Origin of the sequence: Gilvimarinus sp. 2_MG-2023, from assembly GCF_030547685.1 — a bacterium.
Taxonomy (GTDB): Bacteria; Pseudomonadota; Gammaproteobacteria; order Pseudomonadales; family Cellvibrionaceae; genus Gilvimarinus.
This window is the reverse complement of record NZ_JAUOQM010000018.1, coordinates 159,287-178,053: the sequence shown is the minus strand read 5'-3', so window position 1 is coordinate 178,053 and position 18,767 is coordinate 159,287. Positions and strand designations below refer to the sequence as shown.

The following is an 18,767-nucleotide window of genomic DNA, read 5'->3' as shown; positions in this document are numbered from 1 at the left end:
AATCCCACTCAACTCCATTAACTTTATAAATTTCAGTCACTTAGATCTACTACTGTGTGGTGTATCGAAAAACTCTTGCACCCGCACATTAACTGTATATAATTACAGATACTGTATAACCAAACAGTAAAACAACCGCCGGGCTAGTGAGCCGTTTATTTTTTAATAGGCCAATCACCAGCCACTGAGTAAATAGGGATGCTTATGCAAAACCTGACCGCACGCCAACAGCAAGTGTTTGAACTGATTAAAAGTTACTCTGAGGAGACAGGCTACCCGCCCACGCGGGCAGAGATTGCCCGTATGCTCGGTTACAAGTCGGCCAATGCAGCCGAAGAGCACATTAAAGCACTGGCCCGCAAAGGCGCTATTGAACTTATACCCGGTGCTTCGCGCGGTATTCGCATTCCTGAAACACAGGAAGGTCTGCCTATAATCGGCCAAGTGGCCGCCGGCAACCCTATTTTGGCGGAAGAGCATATTGAAGATTACTGTAAAATGCCGGCCGATTTTTTTAGCCCACGGGCCGATTTTTTCCTCAATGTGCGCGGCATGAGTATGCGCGATGCCGGTATTTTAGATGGCGACCTACTCGCAGTTCACCGTACCGACCAGGTGCACAACGGCCAAATTGTCGTTGCACGCATCGAGGAAGAGGTGACGGTCAAGCGCTTTAAACGCGAAGGTAATCGCGCCCTGATTGAACTCTGGCCGGAAAACCCCGACTTTGATGTAATTCGTGTGGATTTGCGCGATCAAGACTTCGCCATTGAAGGCCTCAGTGTAGGAGTGTTGCGCCGTGACTAATCTACAACTTAACCACAGCCAACAGCAGGAACAGGCCACCCTAACTGAGCTGGTGCTTACCCATGGCGCGGCGCAATCTTGGGCCATGGTCATGCCCATGATTGCTCACCTTAGCCACCAAAGCGACGGGCGCTGGCTAACCTGGATTACCCGCGAAACCATCCCCCATGAGCTGTTACAGCGCTACGACGTCGACACCACACGACTGCGTCTGGTGCACTGTAAAGACGATGAAAAGCAATTGTGGGTCAGCTGGGATGCTCTCGCCCTAGGTAACAGTCACACGGTGATTGCCAGCCCAGGAAAATTGGGCCGTCAGGCGCTGGCACAGCTCGAACAAGCGGCCAATCAAGGTCATTGTCACGGATTGTTATTGCGCGAGAGATAAGCCTAGAGAAACGCCTAGGTGCATCTGGGTGTTGTGCGGCTAAATAGCCTTACTTTGAGCGCTGGATGCTTATCTATCAATTTTGATCACAGTGTCGGCCATAAAGGCTCGGGACAGGCTAATAATAACGTTACAGCGCCGCTCGGTAAGCGTTGGGGTTAATGCAGGGTGCGCTTATCGTAAAGCGCGGACTCTGTCTCTGTAGTGGCGGCCTCAAAGGCTGACTCATCATCTTCCGGCAGATCATTAGCCGCCTCCATACCCGCTTCAATCATTGCTTTGGCGATATCAAATTTACCATCGCGCATAAGCGTCAGAGATTCTGTGGAAAAACGGATAGACAATAAAGGCTCGCCCTCTTCGTCGGCACGCTGCAGTACAACATCGCCATTGGCCAATTCCACAATTTCAAACAAAGACGCTGACATAGAGACTCCGCCCAGAAATACCGAGCTTTCATAAATTAAACGGATAAGAGAGTGATTATACCAGAACTGGACTGATCAATAAATGTGCCGTTCGAACCCCTGCCAAATCACCGCTGGATAGCACTTTTTCTGGCTTTGGGGGAGTAGGTAATAAACTAAAGACCGGGCTAGTGGTTATAGAAATGGAACTGCAACCCAAGGCTTAGCATTCCACGCTGGTTTCGCGATGGCGATTCACCAACTCTTGAAACTGGTGGCAAAATTGAGCAATTAGCTCATCATCCAACTCAGGCAATCTCTGAGCGTCGAGATTGGTCACCGCTATCGCATTAGCATCTATCGCAGAAACCTTGCCAGGCATGGCCCAGACATCATCATAGAGCCCGCGCAACTGGCTGAGCCAAGAGTTTGGTAGCTCAGCTAAATTACACAGCTCTTGTATTTCCGCTGGGTGCTTATCGAGTTGGCTGAGCGCTTGGGCTGCGTCGGTTTCACTCTTTAAGCCTTGCACGTATTTCACCCCGTAATAGCTCGCCAGCTCTTTGATATAAAACTGATAACCACACAGTAAATGAAAAAGACAGGCATCGAGCAGCGCCCGTTTGTGTACCGGCGATCGGGCACTGGCCAAATCAGTGTGCAACATGCGAGCACAGGCCAATCGCTGATTAACCTGTGACGTTAACGAAGCTGCCATTATAATAAGCCCTGCATCGTGATTAGAGTGGGCAGCCGTTATTTATTCGGCTGCCACTTCCCCCCCAGGTAAAAGGCTTTCCAGCCGGTGGCCTTGCCGTCTGTTTCCGATTGTACGTATTGCTCTTTGGTTTTACGGCTAAAGCGCACCACAGTGGGGATACCATCAGGGTCGGCGGTAGGCGCAGAGAACAAAAATGTATATTTGGGATCAATTTCTTTTTTGTGTGGCAACAGTTCCGCCACCAAAGGTGCTCTGGTCTCACGATTTTTCGGGAAGCCACTGGCAGCCAAAAATAAGCCCGATGCACCATCGCGCAATACGTAGGTGTCATCTACTTTTAAGCACTGCAACTCGGGCATGGGCACCGGGTCCATCTTGGGCGGAGCCGCCTCACCACTTTTTAGCAGCTTGCGAGTGTTTTTACAGTCATCATTGGTACAGCCAAAATACTTACCGAAGCGACCGGTTTTGAGCTGCATTTCACTGCCACATTTGTCGCATTCGAGCGTGGGCCCTTCGTAACCTTTCAGCTTAAAGGTGCCTAGTTCAACCTCATAACCCGGGCAGTCTGGGTTGTTGCCGCAGATGTGTAGCTTGCGTTTTTCATCGAGCAAGTAGTTGTCCATGGCCGTGTTGCACAGTTTACAACGACGCTTGGAGCGCAACTGACGCGATTCGGCGTCTTCGTCGGCCTCCACATCGACCGCCTCATCACCCGAGACAAGGTTCATGGTGTTTTTACAGCGCTCTTTGGGCGGCAAAGCATAGCCAGAGCAACCCAAAAACACCCCGGTTGAGCCGGTGCGAATTTGCATATGGCGCCCGCACTTATCACACTCAATGTCGGTTTCGGTCGGGCTATTGGCCCGCATGCTGCCCTCTTCTTGACTCTGAGCTTGCTGCAGCTTTTTAATAAAGCCGGCGTAGAACTCATCGAGCAATTCACGCCAGTTTCTGCCGCCCTCGGCCACCACATCGAGCGACTCTTCCATACTGGCAGTAAAACCGTAATCCATTAAATCCTGAAAGCTTTCACTGAGGCGCTCAGTAACAATATCGCCCATTTTTTCAGCGTAAAAGCGTCGATTTTCCAACCGGACATAGCCGCGATCCTGGATGGTGGAAATAATCGAGGCGTAGGTCGACGGGCGACCGATACCGCGTTTTTCCAGTTCTTTAACCAAACTCGCCTCACTGAATCTGGCCGGTGGTTTGGTAAAATGTTGTGACGGGTCGATTTTCTTAAGCGGCAAAACATCGCCAATTTTTACCTCGGGTAAAACCACATCTTCGTCTTTTTTACTGACCGCTGGCAGCACCTTGGTATAGCCATCAAAACGAATGACCCGACCGCGAGTACGCAACTCAAAGTTGCCTGCGGTGATAGTAATGTTGGTACTGGTGTACTCAGCTGGGCTCATCTGACAAGCGACAAATTGAGCCCAAATTAAAGCGTAAAGGCGCTCGGCATCGCGCTCCATGCCGCTCAATTGAGTGGGCGAGACGGTAACACTTGAGGGGCGAATAGCCTCGTGCGCCTCTTGCGCACCCTCTTTACTGGAATACGAATTGGGGGCCTTGGGTAAATATTTTGCCCCGTACTCTTCACCGATATATTCCCGACAAGCCTCTACCGCCTCTTTACTCAGATTGGTCGAGTCGGTACGCATATAAGTGATATAACCGGCTTCGTACAAGCGCTGGGCCAGCATCATAGTTTTCTTTACCCCGAAGCTTAAACGCGTGCTGGCGGCTTGCTGCAAGGTAGAGGTAATAAACGGCGCCGAAGGCTTGGACTGGGTCGGCTTATCTTCCCGGCCAGTGACCTCATAAGAGGAGTCTTTTAGCGCCGTTACCGCCGCCATTGCATCGGATTCGTTATTGGGGCGGAAGTTTTTACCTTCGTGTTTTTTAACTTCAAAGCGGATATTGTCACCGGCTTTGGCCGTTAAATCGGCAAAAATATTCCAGTATTCTTCGGGAATAAAGGCGCGAATTTCGCGCTCGCGCTCAACCACAAGTTTAGCGGCTACCGATTGCACTCGTCCGGCAGACAGGCCGCGAGCGACTTTTTCCCACAGCAGTGGCGATACCATATAGCCGACCACGCGATCAAGAAAACGGCGCGCTTGCTGAGCGTTAACCCGATCTTGATCAATGGGGCCCGGCTCTTCAAAGGCATTTTGAATGGCCGTTTTGGTAATCTCATTAAAAACAACACGGCGATAGCGGCTTTCATCGCCGCCTATTGCCTCGCGTAAATGCCAGGCGATGGCCTCCCCTTCGCGGTCCAAATCCGTTGCGAGATAAATGGTGTCGGCTTTTTCAGCCAATTGCTGCAGCTCGCTGACGACCTTCTCTTTGCCGGGAAGAATCTGATAATTCGCATCCCAGTTATGCTCAGGATCGATACCCATTCGGTTGATCAATTGAGTATGGGCTTTTTCCGCTTTGTATTTGGCTTTTGCATCGGGCGACATTTTACGGGTTTTAGCCGCTTGCTTAGCTCGCTCTTTAGGATCAACTTTCTTGCCGCTACCACTGGTCGGCAAGTCACGAATATGACCGACACTGGATTTTACAATGTAGTCTCGGCCGAGATATTTATTGATGGTCTTCGCTTTGGCCGGAGACTCCACAATTACCAGAGATTTACCCATATGCGCTTGTATATCCTTGTCAATAAATCAGAAATTTGCAGGCTAACGTGATGTAGCATTGGCCGCGCCACACACTTAAACCGTCGCCATAGATGGGGCATATATAAGTCCTCTCTGCGCCTCGGTCAAGCGCGGCGTGCATATTTACTTTCCTTTTTTTGCCTTTTCTTGCTAAATTATGTGCCACAGGGGTGTGCTCGGAAGCACTTTATTAACCTGCCCTTGACCAAACCTATCCTTTTGTTTTTATTGAATTTTACAGCATTCAGGCCAAGCCTCCCAAGAAGATACAGGAAGGGCATTAAGCCGACGCAGATAAAATTTAGAGCCAGCGTTATGTCTGCAGCCACAATTTTTGCGCTTATCGTCATCATTTTTGCCGCATTAGTGGCAGTGAATGCTGTCAATGTCCGACAGCAGACGCTCAAGCATCGACTCAGACACCAACAGAGACTTTACCAAGCATTAGAAAGTGCGGAGGATGCGCTTACGACTGTCTTGCGCACCTTAGAAACCACAGATGTCGCCCAACACATTAACCAAGAAATCAGCGCGATATTAGAGCGCTTAATACAGCTTGAGCCGTTTAATCCGGCGCCTATCCAGGCCCGGATGGAGTTGGCACACAAGCGCCAGCAGCAACTGGCGGCAGGCGCTCTTAGGCCCAGCCTCCGTCGTCTGTGCAGCAGTGACACTGAGATTGCCACCTTGCAACTCTCACTGGGTCACGGGGCACGCATCATTCACAGCCAGTTAGCGGCTGAAAAACTCAGCCCTGAACAGGCCCGGCTACTTGTAGCGCAAATCGACTGGGCCAGACTGATGGTCAGCGTACTTTCTATTATTGCCGCGGGCTACAGTGCCCGGGACAACACCCAAATTACCGCCGCTCTAAGTTATTTTCAGAAGGCACAGGATTTACTGCAGGGTTCAAGTAACCCCGACCCAAGAAGACTAGAAATGGTGCGCCAGTTAAGCGCCGTTATGCAGCACCCCAAGGCCACTGTCGAGCATGACCTCTTTCCAGAGTCTGCCGACGGCTACGGGGAAGTTAGCGAGCTTGTGGATGAAAGCTGACACTCGGCCAATTGCTGTAAAAACTCGCCAATGGTATCGACCGCTTCCAGCTCACCGATTTCGCGCCAAAATACCACAAGCTCACTGCCCTGACTGCCCACACCGATCACGCCTTTAGGCAAACGATCCAAATTCTGCACGAGAAAGGTCTCCACTGCCGTGCTAGGCTTGTTCGCGACAAACTGCCACCAGTCGTTAAGATGTGCCTGATGGGCGTAGCGGGTGCGCAATAAAAACCAGTTGCAGTGGCCCTTGCTAATTAAAGAGTAGACGGGGGTATGGCTCGGCGCCTCAAGGTCAGTTGAGGCGCGCGGGGGGAGGCGTAAATTGACGGACAGACCGTTTTGCCGGGCCCTGGCGCGCAGATTATCGCGCCTTTTTTGTCCCGGGCTGGGCCGCAACATCGCCACCGGACCGATAACCATAGCCGCCACCAGCACGAGAATGATCACTACCACTATATTCATTAAGTCTCTGCTCCTAACCGCATAAATAAGATTGCTTTACTCTGGCAAAGTTGTGCTTTATCAACCATTATTAAAGAGAAACAATGGCAGGGAGGATTTATGGATTCCTACAAACATATACTCGTTGGCTTGGATCTTACCGGAGAGTGCCCCGATATTCTGCAAAAGGCCGTTGCCTTAGCCCAGTGTTGTGGGGCCGATGTCTCTGTTGCCCATGTGATTGAGCCGTTAACCTTTGCCTATGGCGGTGATATGCCCGTCGATTTGTCCGAAATTCAAGATCAGCTGCAATTGAAAGCCGAGCAAGAACTTATACGGCTGGTGAAGCAGGTCGACTGCAAGATCGAGCAACAACACATTCTGGTGGGGCAACCCGCCACCGAGCTACACAATCTAGCCCAGCAGCTAGGAGCCGATTTAATCGCCGTGGGCAGCCATGGCCGCAAAGGTTTCGCCTTACTACTGGGCTCAACCTCCAACAGCGTCTTGCACGGCGCCAACCGCGACGTACTGGCAATACGGGTATCACCCACAATGCCCGAATAACACGATCAATAAGCACCACACTGGCCTGTGGTGCCACCAATTACGCTAGCCGCCCATATCTTCCAGCTCTGCCCAACGCTCAAAGCAGGTTTCAAGCTGCTGCTGAATATCGGCCAGTTTTTGCAGGTGGTCTTCCACCGCCTGAGGGTCACCGGCGTAAAAGTCGGGATCGCTGGCGAGCGCCTGCTGGGCATCCAATTGCTCTTCTAAAGTTTCAATTTTGCCTGGCAAGTTATCGAACTCACGCTGCAGCTTATACGAGAGTTTCTTTTTATCCGTTTTGGTAGGTTTCACCTCAGAGGCGCTACTTTCGGGCTGAACTGGGGCCGGCTCACCTTGTTCTAAGACTTCATCGGCCCAATGCCCGCCCTGACGAATCCAGTCATCGTAGCCGCCTACATACTCCAGCACCCGTCCCTGCCCTTCAAAGGCGATCACACTGCTGACCAAATTATTCAAAAAGGCCCGGTCGTGGCTCACCAATAACACAGTGCCGCTAAACTGCCCCAACACCTCTTCGAGAAGCTCAAGAGTTTCTACATCGAGGTCGTTGGTGGGTTCATCGAGCACTAAAATGTTAGCCGATTTGCTGAACAGCTTGGCCAGCAAAACTCGATTGCGTTCGCCCCCAGACAGTGCTCGCACAGGGGTTCTGGCTCGCTCCCCAGAGAACAAGAAATCACTCAAATAGGAAATAACGTGTTTTGATTTGCCGCCGATTTCGATGTGATCGCGGCCCTCAGACACATTATCGACGGCGCTTTTATCAAGATCGAGCTGATCGCGCAATTGGTCAAAGTAAGCCACCGTCAAATTAGTGCCGAGCTTGACCGAGCCGGTGTCCGGGGACAGATGGCCTAAAATAAGCTTTAATAAGGTACTTTTACCGGCGCCATTGGGGCCCACTAAACCTATCCGATCACCGCGAATAATCTGTGTGGTTAACCCGCGCACAATGGGCTTATCGCCATAGGCAAAACTGACGTCTTTCAGCTCTGCCACCAACTTGCCCGACAAACCGCCTTCTGCCAGATTCATTTTCGCGGTGCCCTGGCGTTCTCGTCGGGCTTTGTGCTCATCTCGCATTGCTTTAAGCGCGCGCACCCGCCCTTCGTTACGGGTACGGCGCGCCTTAATACCCTGGCGAATCCAGACTTCTTCCTGGGCGAGCTTTTTATCGAATAGAGCGTTGTGGCGGGACTCTTCGGCCAGTGCTCGTTCACGGTATTCCAGAAAGCTGTGGTAATCGCCAGTCCAGGTGCTCAGTTGGCCCCGGTCCAGCTCGGCAATATGAGTGGCAACCGATTGCAGCAGCGCCCGATCGTGGGTAATAAAGACAATAGCGCCAGTAAAGTTTTTTAATTCCGTTTCGAGCCACTCAATAGCGCCAATATCCAGGTGGTTGGTGGGCTCATCCAGCAAGAGCACATCGGGCTCCAACACCAGAGCTTGAGCAAGTGCCACCCGACGGCGCCATCCCCCCGACAGAGACGCCATAGGGACACTACCGATTAGACTCAGGCGCGACATCACCAACTCCACACGTTGTTGTAAGCTCCAACCATCGCGCGCTTCAAGCTCAGCTTGTACCTGGGACAACTGCTCTACCCACTGCTCGCTGCCTTGGCTCTCGGCCGGCTGCTCAAGCAGGTGGTAATATCGACGCAGTAATTCGCCCACTTTGGGCACTCCAGCCGCCACCACTTCAAAAACCGTACGCCCATCGGCATCGGGTAAATCTTGCGACAATCGCGCGACACGAACGCCGCGATCTAGGTTAATGGTGCCTCCATCGAGGGCAACATCGCCGCTCAAGGTTTTTAAGAAACTTGATTTTCCGGCGCCATTACGCCCGATCAGACACCATCGCTGGCCTTTTTCAATAACAAAGTCCACCCCATCCAGTAATACTTGTAATCCATAATTGAGATGGGCTTTATCGACATTAATTAGAGGCATAAAAGGTCCAAAGTGTGAGACAGCGCTTATTGCTAAACATCAGTGATCTAAGGTGATTATTTAACGCTAGCAGGCTAAAAAGTTTGCATTTGTGATCGGAAAAGTGGCAGCATGATACCTTATTCACCCCTAACGAACAGCCCGATTTCGATCGTCTGGTTTATTAGAGGTACACATTTGTCTGTAATGGCAAAAAAAGTGTTTTTTTATCCATACTTACAGGCAAATTGATCCATACTTAACGCTTGTAGTGCAGATTCCGCTATAAGTCGTGCTCGGTGACCTGTCACCGAAATTTAGCCCAACGTTGACGCAGCAACGCCAGTGGTAACGGTCAGAGGTAAAAAATGCCGCGAATCAACTCACAAGCCATACAGCGCCCCATCGCTCGATTTTGTGGCACGCTCACCAAAACCATGGCTTTGGGGCTAGCCCTCGGCCTGAGTTCCTCATTAGCGTGGGCAGCCGCACCCAGCACTATTGCCGACAAATCAGAGCAACGCAAGTTGTATGACCAAGCGCAAAAAGCGTTGAGCGCTAGCCGCTATAGCGAGTACCGAAATCTGGTTGCCAGTCTTGAGCACTACTCGCTCAAGCCCTATTTAGAATATCGCTACATCAGGCGGCGCCTGTCCCGGGTAAGCCCTGTCGAGGTTCAGCAGTTTCTGGAGCAATACCCTGAATCATATCTGGCCGAAAAACTCGAACGTGTCTGGCTCGAAAAACTGTCCGAGCGACGCCAGTGGCAGAGTGTGCAAGATTTTTACAACCCCGATAACACCAGCGCCGAACTGACTTGCTATTACCTTCGGGCACGTCTTATCAATGGTGACACCTCGGCTTTTGCCGACGTAGACGAACTTTGGAATATCAACAAATCTCAACACAAGGCCTGCGACCCACTATTCGCCGCTTGGCAAAAAGCCGGATATTTAACCGATGATATTGCTTGGCAGCGATTTGAAAAGACCCTAAAAGCGCGACATCGCTCGTTGGCACGCTATATCAGCCGCCAGATGTCACCTGCGCTGCAACCTTTAGCCAACCTCTATTACCAGGTAGACCGCAATCCTAAACTGCTACTGAATATGAGCCGTTTTAGCGATCAGAGCGATCGCATGCAAGCACTTATACTGCACGGTCTGGAGCGCCTCTCGCTGCGCGATGCCGAAACCGCGATTGATCTTTGGCACCGCTATGACGCTCAACAACTGTTTGACGACCAAGCGCGCCGAGACACACAAGGCTATATTGCGGTGCGTCTGTTACGACAGGGCCATACCCAACAAGCACAGGCGTTATTGGCCAGCACCCCTAGCCTAAATACCCAAAGCGTCACTGAATCACTACTGCGCGACGCCTTGCGCAACCAAGATTGGGACGGCGTATTGCGCTGGGTCGAAACTCTGCCAGACACAGCCAAACAGTCCGAGCGCTGGCAGTATTGGCGCGCCCGAGCTCTGGTACAAACGGACCCGCAAGAACACGCAAAACAAGCTCGCGAGTTGTACCAAACCGTTGCCAACACCCGCTCTTTTTACGGCTTTTTGGCCGCAGACATTCTGGGGCTTGAATATCAGCTGCTGGACCGGCCTCTCGAAGTGTCGGAACCGCTACACCAGCAGGTCTCCCAAAAGCCGGGTGTTCTGCGCGCGCGCGAACTACTGATTATCGGCGACAACCTTAACGCTCGGCGCGAGTGGTACCACATCACTCAACAAATGACCGAACCCGAAGTGGTAGCCGCAGGCAAGTTGGCCGAAAGCTGGGGCTGGCACCGCAATGGTATTCAAGCGATGATTCAAATCCGCTACTGGGACGACCTGGGGATACGCTTCCCCCTCGCCTATCGCGAACATGTGCAGTCAACCGCCAAAGATACTGCACTAGAGCCGCATCTATTATTCGCTATCGCACGACAAGAAAGCGCTTTCACTCCCGATGCACGCTCCTCTGCCGGCGCCCTGGGACTGATGCAGCTACTGCCCTCGACCGCCAAGCAAACCGCGTCGCGCTCGGGCATGCAGGTGTCAAATCACGACCTGCTCAACCCGCAAACCAATATTGCCTTGGGTGGCCGCTATCTCAATCAGCTAATGGGCGAATTTAACGACAACCGCATTCTCGCCGCCGCGGCCTACAACGCCGGACCCAACCGGGTGAAGCAATGGTTGAATCAAGAGGAAAGCGCCCGCCTGCCCTATGATGTATGGATTGAAACCATTCCCTATCGCGAGACGCGGGGTTATGTGCAAAACGTACTGGCTTATTCGGTTATTTATGGGTATCGCCTAGGGGATAAACGCCCGTTTATTCGCGATCAAGAAGCCGCTCACTCACTGTAAGCCGTCGTCCCGATAGAACGAGCTCTTCGTTTAACGCTTGTTAGGCGGGCAGGTCATTCAAGTAGGCCTGCAATCGTTTCTGTACCACGGTGGCCAACTCATCGGGGGCAAATTTTGACAAAAAAGCATCGCAGCCCACCTTTTCCACCAATACCTGATTAAAACTGCCACTTAAGGATGTGTGCATTACTACATGTAAATCACTTAAGGCACTGTCTTGGCGAATTTCGGCGGTTAGCCGGTAGCCATCCATTTCCGGCATTTCGGCATCGGTAATCAACAATAAATACTCATCAACTGCTCGTTTGCCGCTCGCGGACAGCGATTTTAAATTATTGAGCGCTTTTAGACCATCCTGCATAGCGACCACACCAATACCTAAATCAGACAAGGTCTCTCTAATTTGGGTGACTGCGGTAGAGGAATCTTCAGCGACTAAGGCCTTGAGGTTTAACTGCCGCGCCCGAGCAGCAATATCGGTATTTAAGACATCCTCAGACACCCTGGAGTTATAAGGGATAATGTCAGCTAATACGCGCTCCACATCGAGAATTTCGACAATTGTCCCCTCCTGCCGGGTAATGGCCGTCAGGTAATGTGCCCGGCCGGTACCTTTGGGCGGCGGCAGAATATCCTCCCAATTTAGATTGACGATACGGTCAACCCTGCCAATGGCAAACGCTTGAATAGAGCGGTTGTATTCGGCAACGATAAGATTGCCATCCGCCAGCCCCTGGGTCGGCCCCATACCAATGGCAAGGCCCAGATCAATAATAGGCACTGTTTTACCGCGCAAATGAGCCACACCACACACATGGGGGTGGCTGTGAGGCACTTGGCGTAAAGAAGGCATTTTTAAGACCTCCTGCACTTTAAACACATTGATCGCAAAGCGCTGCCGGCCGCTTAATTCAAATATCAGAAGCTCCAGTCGGTTTTCACCGACCAGATTGGTTCTTTGATCTACACTGTCTAATAGACTGGACATATCTTGCGGCCCCTCGCCTTACCACACTTTTATAAGTACACTGGTGGTACATCTAATAAAGAATACACCACCCTTTCGGCTTAGGCGACGTATATTACTGCACAATAACAGTAATTTATTTTAGAATTAAAGAAAGGTATAGGGCCAAACACGATTGATGCTCGGATTAATAATTAATGTCAAAAACTTGTCCATTATTAGCTCGCCAGCCCATTTTCGACCGCGATATGCAGGTGGTCGCTTACGAGCTTTTATACCGTACCAGTGAAGACAACCACGCTGTCATCACCGACGGCAACAGCGCCAGCTCGCAAGTACTCCTTAACGCTTTCACTGAGCTGTCGCTCAACAAAGTAGTCGGCAACAACCGAGCGTATATTAATTTTACCGGCGACTTAATGGATACAACATTCCCCTTCGATACCTCGCAGCTGGTGATTGAAGTGTTGGAGAATGAAACAGTTAATAGTCGCTTGTTACACCGGCTTAAAACACTGCGCGAAGCAGGTTTTGCCATTGCTCTGGATGACTTTGAACTCACACCAACAACAGAGCCCTTACTGGCCTATGCCGACATCGTAAAACTCGATGTACTGGCTCTCTCGGACTCTCAACTGACCGATCATATCAAAAAAACCAAGGCGCTCGGCATACAAGTTCTCGCCGAGAAAATCGAATCTATGGCCATGCTTGAACACTGTAAATCATTAGGCTGTGATTTATTTCAAGGTTATTTTCTAGAGCGCCCCTCAATTATCAAGGGCCGACGTTTAAGTGAAAGCAAACAAGCGGTTCTGCAATTACTGGCCAAGCTAAATGAACCGAATGTGGCCTTTGAAGATGTCGAAAAAATTATTGAGCGAGACCCAGTGCTAAGCTATAAGTTGCTGCGGCTGGTCAACTCAGCAGCGTTCGGTTTACCGCGCACGATTGAATCGCTGCGTCAGGCCCTTACTTTACTCGGCCTGAAGATCATCAAGAATTGGATTGGCTTATTAGCCATGGCTAAATTGAGTGACAAGCCTGCTGAACTATCAGCACAAGCGTTGAGTAGGGCAAAGTTCTGCGAATTAATTGCCGCTCAAAGCAGACCGGAATATGAGTGTGACCGATTTTTTACCGCCGGCTTACTTTCAATGCTGGATGCCTTTATGGATGCGCCTCTGGAGCAAGTCATTGGCAGCATACAACTGAGCGATCAACTCAAGGCAGCGCTGTTAGAACACGCTGGCGAAGAAGGGAAACTGTTACTGACGGTGATTGATTACGAACACGGCAACTGGAGTGCCATTGACTGGGCCTACTTGAAAAGTCGAAACCTAGACCCGGGTTCACTCACTGCACTTTATATACAAACACTAAGCTGGGTCGACGATACTCAGCTCACTATACAAGCCGACAACAACTAACATTCAACGCATTAAAGCCTGTACATCCTCCGCACTAAAGGGCCAATCAAGTTCTTCACCACTGGCGCTACGCAGTACCGGAATACGCAACCCATAGCGTTCTATTAATTGATCATCACAGGCAATGTCAATCGCCTGTAGGCGCAACGGCTGCACCGAGCTTTGCGCGATCACCTCGCGCGCGCGATCACACAAGTGACAACCAGCTGTCGTTAGAAATATCAGTGTTTTCATATCGGCTCACAGTTTAAACCGACTCACCATTTAAAGCGACTGGCAGTTTAATCGATCACTACGCTCTCGACACTGTGCTACAACCAACACCATGATCAGACAGAGGTTTGTGGTGTCTGGCTAACCGATGGCTCGGGCTCTGCTGGGGTCAAAAATTGGCTGACAAAATCAGCAAAGGCTGCGCCATCTCGATTGCCAGGCACGGTGTCATCGGCGTACATGGCATCGATCATCTGCTGCAACAGGCTGTGGGGGTTAGCAAAACCGCTGGCATCATCAAGTGCATTATTGATGTGTTGAATAAAATCACCCACCGGCTTTAGCTGAGACGCTAAATCCGCATTATTACCTTGAGGTTGATAGGCAACACTGGCCTTTTGAATTTCCACACGAGTTAAATTTAAGGCAAAACCGCTGATTTGTTCGGTGTTATAACCTAACTCCGAGGCGTAATCAAAAGCAGTTTGTAAATCACCGGTGAAAAACTCGTCGGCCAGTGTATTCACTTGTCCTATCAAAGATTCAATTGCCAATTGCTCTTCTTCATTCAGGTCGCCCTGAACGGTTAATTGATATTGGCTACTCGACACCGAGGCGTAGGAATACCGAGCCCCCGCTTCGGACTGAGTGAAACTGGCACTTTCACCCCGGCTGGCACTGGCCTGAATAGTGACCCGGTCACCCTCTTGCGTGGTTACCTCAAAACTAAAACTCTGTGCCGAGGCATATTCATAATTGCCTTGCACGGCCTGTGCCTGGGCAGGCGGCTCGACCGCAAGTGGCTGATCAGCTTGAGTGATGCCATAGCGATCGGCAAAGTTGGCAATGCCGTCGGTAACCAGTTGATAGGTTTTACCGATATCTTCAGCCACTGTGTCGTTGAGCATGTTCAGCGCTTCGAGCTTATCCTTGGCTTCATTAAAGCCCTTCTTAAAACCTTCTAAGCCCGCTTGCAGAAGCGACTCCAACTCTTCGGTGCTGGCACCATTGGCGATGTCGCGCTGTAGTTGCTGCTCAATAAACCCGAGAATATTACTGGCCGCTTGCTCCGCGGTTAAGGGTTGGAACTCCCGGGTCGTATTGCCTTCGATATGCTTTTGCGCACTTTGACTTAAGAGCTGCTGTGGGTCTTGCGGCGCATTTTTCTGCGCTGAGTTTAGCGTGGCGGGCGCTAATGAGGACAAACTTGGGGCGTGAGTAGAAATCATAATACCAACCTCAACAAAAAAGCTATTCCCCGCTAGCGGCAGGAAATAGCATTTCTTGAGGCTTTCTTAAGAATAAATAATGCTAAAGCGGGTGCTCCAGCAAATCTGTGGGATATATAAGGCTCTAGCCTCGAGTCAAAAACAATGCTGCCACAACAATAATGGCTAGCACCACTAAAACACCCATGCCGGCTGTTGCAAAGCGGGGGTTTTGAGCCTCAGAGCTTTCTACCTCTTTTTTAAGCGAGGCATCGGCACCGCTGTGGGCATTATTGGCTTTGGCCGCTGGGCGTGGCGCTGCTGGGCGCGGCCCCGCAGCCTTACCTGCGGCGCGGATGGTGGTCTGCGCCATATCGTCAGCAGGGCCAATCACCCCAAAACTTAGCGTATCGAAGCGCAACTCATCACCACGCTTAACCCTAGCCTCGGTTATGGCTTTCCCATTGAGGTAGGTACCATTTGCCGAGCCCAGGTCTTTTACGTAGAGCACACCTTGTTTAACATCGAGCCTGGCATGACGGCGCGACAAATGAGCGGCGGCCAAGGTGATGTCACAATCGCTTGAGCGGCCGACGATATTATCCGCCTGCAGGGGATATACCCGGTTGCCCAAAGCAGTATGGTTGGCCTTAAGAGCCCAACCGGTCGAGACTGGATTTCTGGGGTTGGTGCTTTGGCGTGAAGACTCGCTGGTGACCGAATCATCTTTCGGGTCAATAATCTCCAGCTCAATGCTGGCAAGAGAAATAACATCTCCGGGCTTAATCTTGGTTCGCTCGCCCACTTTTTCACCGTTGACTGACACAGAGGAACCCGGAACCAAGTTCACCAACTCCAAGGCTTCGTGATTTACTTCAACAGTAAGATGTTTATCAGCTATATCGGGGGCGCTGACCACTAGCTCATTGGCTCGTGAGCGGCCGATACCAATGCTTGGCTCCACTAGCCATACCGCACTGTATTTTTTGTTTTTAAAGCGGATTTTAAGCATTGAAGATTCCCTTGTTCAAATCGATTGCCCTACGTCAGAATAATGCAACAGCCCTCGCTATTTTGCAAGACAGGCAGGTCACATTTGGTCAGTTGCACTGCTAATACACAAAAGAAGGATGACCGATACTAATCTCAAGCTGAGTAATAGCGATTATTTCAAGGTTGTATGCAGCTAAGGCAACACCACCTCGATTTGCCCACCGCTCAACACACCGCCATTAGCCAGAGTGATATAGCCATGTAAGTCGCCTCGACGGTGCAATTTGGCAATTTCCTGAGCGAACAACAATCCGAGGTTGGTATTCCCCTCAGTAAATGAGACGCTATCACGCATTACTGTCGGACTGGTAAGCATAGATTCTGGGTAGCCGCGACCGTCATCTGCAACAATCAGATGCAAAACGCCGTCCTCAATATTCGCCGTCACTTTAATGCGACTGAGGCAATATCGCGCGGCATTAACCAGGATATTGTTCAGCATGCCACTGATCAACTCAGCATCAATATACCAACAAACATCCTCCCCACAGTCTACCTCCACTGCGATATTTCTCGAGCGGAATAAAATGTCATTGCGCGCCAACTGATCGCCAATGATTTCATCCAAATAACACTCTTCCAGCTGTACCAGCATGCGTTGATTTTCCATCCGGTAGAGTGCTAGCAGCTGAACTAAGTCACCATTAATGCGGGCGGCCTCATAACCTAGTGTCGACAATTGTCGGTTGTGCTCGGCATTATCAGTCGCTGCGCTCGCTGATAATTCCTCGATGGTTTGCATTAACATTCCCACCGAATTTTTCATATCATGCACACTGGAGGCAAGCACAAATGAGAAGTCTACCGGCAAGCCTTTATCTGTCATACCTGTTCTCCGTCACGCAAAATTTGTTGGCTGACCTCTTGAAATTTTCCGACAAGTTGCGCCAACCGGTCGGCTTGAGGGTGCTCTCCATCCACTAACTGACCCAAGCGTTCACACGAGTGCTTTGCCTGCTTTAACAAATGGGGCTGCCCGCTTTGTTCCAATGCCCCAATTAAGGCCTGCAATAGGTTCAGTTCAATGCCAACATGTTTAGGAAATTCTCGTACTGCGCGATTGAAGCAGTCGATCGCAGCCTCAAAATCCGTGCCTTCATAATAGGCGATACCTTGTTTATTTATTTGTGCCACACGCTGACGATTCTTTTCACTGGTTGGGTTTTCCAGCACGCGATCTATCATTTCCAGCGCCGCCTCATTACCTTGATATTGTTGCAACACACCATTAACCAACTGATCGCGCCACTCTTGTCGCCCTAACACCTCACAAGCACTGATCCAATCGAGCTGAGCGGCTAATGTTGCCGGCGACTCTTGGTGCTGCTCCATTAGCTCTTGCAATAACTGTTGTGCGGCCAATTGCTCTCCTGTTGCAGCTAGGTAGGCGCAATTCGCTGAGCGCAGCAATACGTCGTTGTGACCATCACGGCCAAATCGATTGCCAAACTCTCCTATCGACTTGCCCACCTCCCGCGCATAACTTTTAGCCACATCCGGCTGCAACGGTGCCAGCTCGGCGCAAGAGCGAATAAATTGTAAATATACGTCTTTATCGTCGTAGCAGGAGTGCTCACCCAATTTAATGCTGTTTTTAAACGCTTCCAGGGCTTGCTCTAGATCGTGATTTTGGTAGGCAACAGCGCCTAATTCCTGCTGACGCATAATCGACAGGGGAGATATTTCCACCGCCTGAGCCAAAGTATGTTGTTGTTCTTGTCGATCGCCCCGAGCCGCATGAATATCCGCCAACAAATCGTAGGCAGGCATGCACATTGGGTTTAAGCTTAGCGCTTGTTCGACCCACTGCTGGGCCCCCACCCAATCGTCCTGCCCTTTTTTTGCCAGCGCGAGCCCGACCATGGCCCAATCTAACTCACGAACTTGCAACACCTTGCGGAACAACTGCTCGGCGGGGTTAAACTGGCCAGTTCGCAATAATAGCCGCCCCAATAACTTTTGCACTAATGGTCGCACACGACTCTGTCCACGCAGAAGCTCACCGCAGCGAGTGATCGCAGCGTCTAAATCGCCATCATCCATGGCGTTATAGACTTTACACATCTCACGACTTTGATGGAATAATCGTTCTAAACGTTGCTGTAGGGTTTTGGCGGTAATAGGCTTGGTTAGGTAGGCGTCGGGCTCGTAATCATAGGTCGCCATAACAATATTTTTACTTGATTCGGCAGAGATAAGTACAAACAGCGAACTGTGTTTGAGTAAACTCTCATGGCGCAGCTGCTCCAGCACCTGCTGGCCACTTTTACCCGGCCCCAGATTGTAGTCACATAAGACCAAGTCGTAAGACGTGGAACGACACTTACTGACAGCGTCATTCCCATGAGCGGCAGTATCCACGCTGCGAGCCCCAAATTCTTGCAACATGCGCATAACCGTTGTGCGGAAGTTATCAAAGTCATCTACAACTAATACGCGCTTGTACTCAAATCCGTTAGGACTCATAGGTCACTGCCTGCCTGTGGTTTTGCCTCAGCATAACGCAAAACCCTCGGCAG

Annotated in this window: 17 protein-coding genes; 6 read left to right on the top strand and 11 right to left on the bottom strand. The window is 50.8% G+C overall.

Annotated elements, in window-relative coordinates; genetic code table 11:
* Positions 1 to 204: 204 nt before the first annotated feature.
* Both lexA and Q4526_RS03680 read left to right on the top strand, forming a co-directional pair.
* The gene (lexA, locus tag Q4526_RS03685) at positions 205 to 807 is read left to right on the top strand and encodes a transcriptional repressor LexA (protein WP_215975540.1); all 603 of its coding nucleotides are present in this window, start codon (positions 205 to 207) and stop codon (positions 805 to 807) included.
* Entirely contained in the window at positions 800 to 1,195 is a 396-nt protein-coding gene (locus tag Q4526_RS03680; protein ID WP_215975539.1) for a cell division inhibitor SulA, read from the top strand. The genes lexA and Q4526_RS03680 overlap by 8 nt, the downstream gene beginning before the upstream one ends.
* 158 nt (positions 1,196 to 1,353) lie before the next feature.
* On the opposite strand, the gene Q4526_RS03675 is transcribed toward Q4526_RS03680, so the two are convergent.
* The 3 genes from Q4526_RS03675 to topA form a co-directional block, all read right to left on the bottom strand.
* On the bottom strand, positions 1,354 to 1,623 hold the full coding sequence (locus tag Q4526_RS03675) for a hypothetical protein (RefSeq protein ID WP_215975538.1): 270 nt from the start codon (positions 1,621 to 1,623) through the stop codon (positions 1,354 to 1,356).
* Between the two features lie 202 nt (positions 1,624 to 1,825).
* A complete protein-coding gene (locus Q4526_RS03670; protein WP_215975537.1) occupies positions 1,826 to 2,320 on the bottom strand; it encodes a DUF6586 family protein in 495 nt (164 codons plus the stop codon).
* 38 nt (positions 2,321 to 2,358) lie between these two features.
* Positions 2,359 to 4,983, bottom strand: a complete 2,625-nt coding sequence (gene topA / locus Q4526_RS03665; RefSeq protein WP_215975536.1) for a type I DNA topoisomerase — start codon at positions 4,981 to 4,983, stop codon at positions 2,359 to 2,361.
* Between the two features lie 336 nt (positions 4,984 to 5,319).
* Between topA and Q4526_RS03660 the strand changes: the two genes are divergently transcribed.
* Positions 5,320 to 6,060: a hypothetical protein gene (locus Q4526_RS03660; protein WP_215975535.1), complete on the top strand. Its 741-nt coding sequence runs from the start codon at positions 5,320 to 5,322 to the stop codon at positions 6,058 to 6,060.
* Here Q4526_RS03660 and Q4526_RS03655 read toward each other — a convergent pair.
* The gene (locus Q4526_RS03655; RefSeq protein ID WP_215975534.1) at positions 6,024 to 6,527 is read right to left on the bottom strand and encodes a hypothetical protein; all 504 of its coding nucleotides are present in this window, start codon (positions 6,525 to 6,527) and stop codon (positions 6,024 to 6,026) included. The genes Q4526_RS03660 and Q4526_RS03655 overlap by 37 nt on opposite strands.
* 99 nt (positions 6,528 to 6,626) lie before the next feature.
* Between Q4526_RS03655 and Q4526_RS03650 the strand changes: the two genes are divergently transcribed.
* Positions 6,627 to 7,073, top strand: a complete 447-nt coding sequence (locus Q4526_RS03650) for a universal stress protein (protein ID WP_215975533.1) — start codon at positions 6,627 to 6,629, stop codon at positions 7,071 to 7,073.
* A 45-nt stretch (positions 7,074 to 7,118) separates the two neighbouring features.
* Here the strand turns inward: Q4526_RS03650 and Q4526_RS03645 are convergent, their stop codons facing one another.
* Positions 7,119 to 9,032 (bottom strand): ATP-binding cassette domain-containing protein, encoded by a 1,914-nt coding sequence (locus tag Q4526_RS03645; RefSeq protein WP_215975532.1) that lies wholly within the window; start codon positions 9,030 to 9,032, stop codon positions 7,119 to 7,121.
* Between the two features lie 347 nt (positions 9,033 to 9,379).
* Here Q4526_RS03645 and Q4526_RS03640 point away from each other — a divergent pair, with 347 nt between their 5' ends.
* Entirely contained in the window at positions 9,380 to 11,377 is a 1,998-nt protein-coding gene (locus Q4526_RS03640) for a transglycosylase SLT domain-containing protein (protein ID WP_303604263.1), read from the top strand.
* Between the two features lie 40 nt (positions 11,378 to 11,417).
* Here the strand turns inward: Q4526_RS03640 and Q4526_RS03635 are convergent, their stop codons facing one another.
* Positions 11,418 to 12,365: a chemotaxis protein gene (locus Q4526_RS03635; RefSeq protein WP_215975531.1), complete on the bottom strand. Its 948-nt coding sequence runs from the start codon at positions 12,363 to 12,365 to the stop codon at positions 11,418 to 11,420.
* Between the two features lie 176 nt (positions 12,366 to 12,541).
* On the opposite strand from Q4526_RS03635, the gene Q4526_RS03630 reads away from it, so the two are divergent.
* Positions 12,542 to 13,774 (top strand): EAL and HDOD domain-containing protein, encoded by a 1,233-nt coding sequence (locus Q4526_RS03630; RefSeq protein ID WP_215975530.1) that lies wholly within the window; start codon positions 12,542 to 12,544, stop codon positions 13,772 to 13,774.
* 3 nt (positions 13,775 to 13,777) lie between these two features.
* Here the strand turns inward: Q4526_RS03630 and Q4526_RS03625 are convergent, their stop codons facing one another.
* From Q4526_RS03625 to Q4526_RS03605, 5 genes are all read right to left on the bottom strand, one after another.
* Complete coding sequence (locus Q4526_RS03625) at positions 13,778 to 14,008, bottom strand: glutaredoxin family protein (RefSeq protein ID WP_215975529.1); 231 nt, start codon at positions 14,006 to 14,008, stop codon at positions 13,778 to 13,780.
* Positions 14,009 to 14,103: 95 nt separating this feature from the next.
* Positions 14,104 to 15,216 carry a DUF5610 domain-containing protein gene (locus Q4526_RS03620; RefSeq protein ID WP_215975528.1) on the bottom strand — a complete coding sequence of 371 codons (1,113 nt, stop codon included), beginning with the start codon at positions 15,214 to 15,216 and terminating at the stop codon, positions 14,104 to 14,106.
* A 124-nt stretch (positions 15,217 to 15,340) separates the two neighbouring features.
* Positions 15,341 to 16,207 carry an FHA domain-containing protein gene (locus tag Q4526_RS03615; protein WP_215975527.1) on the bottom strand — a complete coding sequence of 289 codons (867 nt, stop codon included), beginning with the start codon at positions 16,205 to 16,207 and terminating at the stop codon, positions 15,341 to 15,343.
* Positions 16,208 to 16,381: 174 nt separating this feature from the next.
* Complete coding sequence (locus Q4526_RS03610; RefSeq protein ID WP_215975526.1) at positions 16,382 to 17,074, bottom strand: sensor histidine kinase KdpD; 693 nt, start codon at positions 17,072 to 17,074, stop codon at positions 16,382 to 16,384.
* Positions 17,071 to 18,714: a response regulator gene (locus Q4526_RS03605; protein WP_215975525.1), complete on the bottom strand. Its 1,644-nt coding sequence runs from the start codon at positions 18,712 to 18,714 to the stop codon at positions 17,071 to 17,073. Before Q4526_RS03605 ends, Q4526_RS03610 begins: the two co-directional genes overlap by 4 nt.
* Between the last annotated feature and the right edge of the window lie 53 nt (positions 18,715 to 18,767).

Bases quoted from the DNA above. Each gene is read 5' to 3' on its own strand.
- lexA (WP_215975540.1), top strand. From the start codon at position 205: ATGCAAAACCTGACCGCACGCCAACAGCAAGTGTTTGAACTGATTAAA.
- Q4526_RS03675 (WP_215975538.1), bottom strand. From the start codon at position 1,623: ATGTCAGCGTCTTTGTTTGAAATTGTGGAATTGGCCAATGGCGATGTT.
- Q4526_RS03670 (WP_215975537.1), bottom strand. From the start codon at position 2,320: ATGGCAGCTTCGTTAACGTCACAGGTTAATCAGCGATTGGCCTGTGCT.
- topA (WP_215975536.1), bottom strand. From the start codon at position 4,983: ATGGGTAAATCTCTGGTAATTGTGGAGTCTCCGGCCAAAGCGAAGACC.
- Q4526_RS03660 (WP_215975535.1), top strand. From the start codon at position 5,320: ATGTCTGCAGCCACAATTTTTGCGCTTATCGTCATCATTTTTGCCGCA.
- Q4526_RS03655 (WP_215975534.1), bottom strand. From the start codon at position 6,527: ATGAATATAGTGGTAGTGATCATTCTCGTGCTGGTGGCGGCTATGGTT.
- Q4526_RS03650 (WP_215975533.1), top strand. From the start codon at position 6,627: ATGGATTCCTACAAACATATACTCGTTGGCTTGGATCTTACCGGAGAG.
- Q4526_RS03645 (WP_215975532.1), bottom strand. From the start codon at position 9,032: ATGCCTCTAATTAATGTCGATAAAGCCCATCTCAATTATGGATTACAA.
- Q4526_RS03640 (WP_303604263.1), top strand. From the start codon at position 9,380: ATGCCGCGAATCAACTCACAAGCCATACAGCGCCCCATCGCTCGATTT.
- Q4526_RS03635 (WP_215975531.1), bottom strand. From the start codon at position 12,365: ATGTCCAGTCTATTAGACAGTGTAGATCAAAGAACCAATCTGGTCGGT.
- Q4526_RS03630 (WP_215975530.1), top strand. From the start codon at position 12,542: ATGTCAAAAACTTGTCCATTATTAGCTCGCCAGCCCATTTTCGACCGC.
- Q4526_RS03625 (WP_215975529.1), bottom strand. From the start codon at position 14,008: ATGAAAACACTGATATTTCTAACGACAGCTGGTTGTCACTTGTGTGAT.
- Q4526_RS03620 (WP_215975528.1), bottom strand. From the start codon at position 15,216: ATGATTTCTACTCACGCCCCAAGTTTGTCCTCATTAGCGCCCGCCACG.
- Q4526_RS03615 (WP_215975527.1), bottom strand. From the start codon at position 16,207: ATGCTTAAAATCCGCTTTAAAAACAAAAAATACAGTGCGGTATGGCTA.
- Q4526_RS03610 (WP_215975526.1), bottom strand. From the start codon at position 17,074: ATGACAGATAAAGGCTTGCCGGTAGACTTCTCATTTGTGCTTGCCTCC.
- Q4526_RS03605 (WP_215975525.1), bottom strand. From the start codon at position 18,714: ATGAGTCCTAACGGATTTGAGTACAAGCGCGTATTAGTTGTAGATGAC.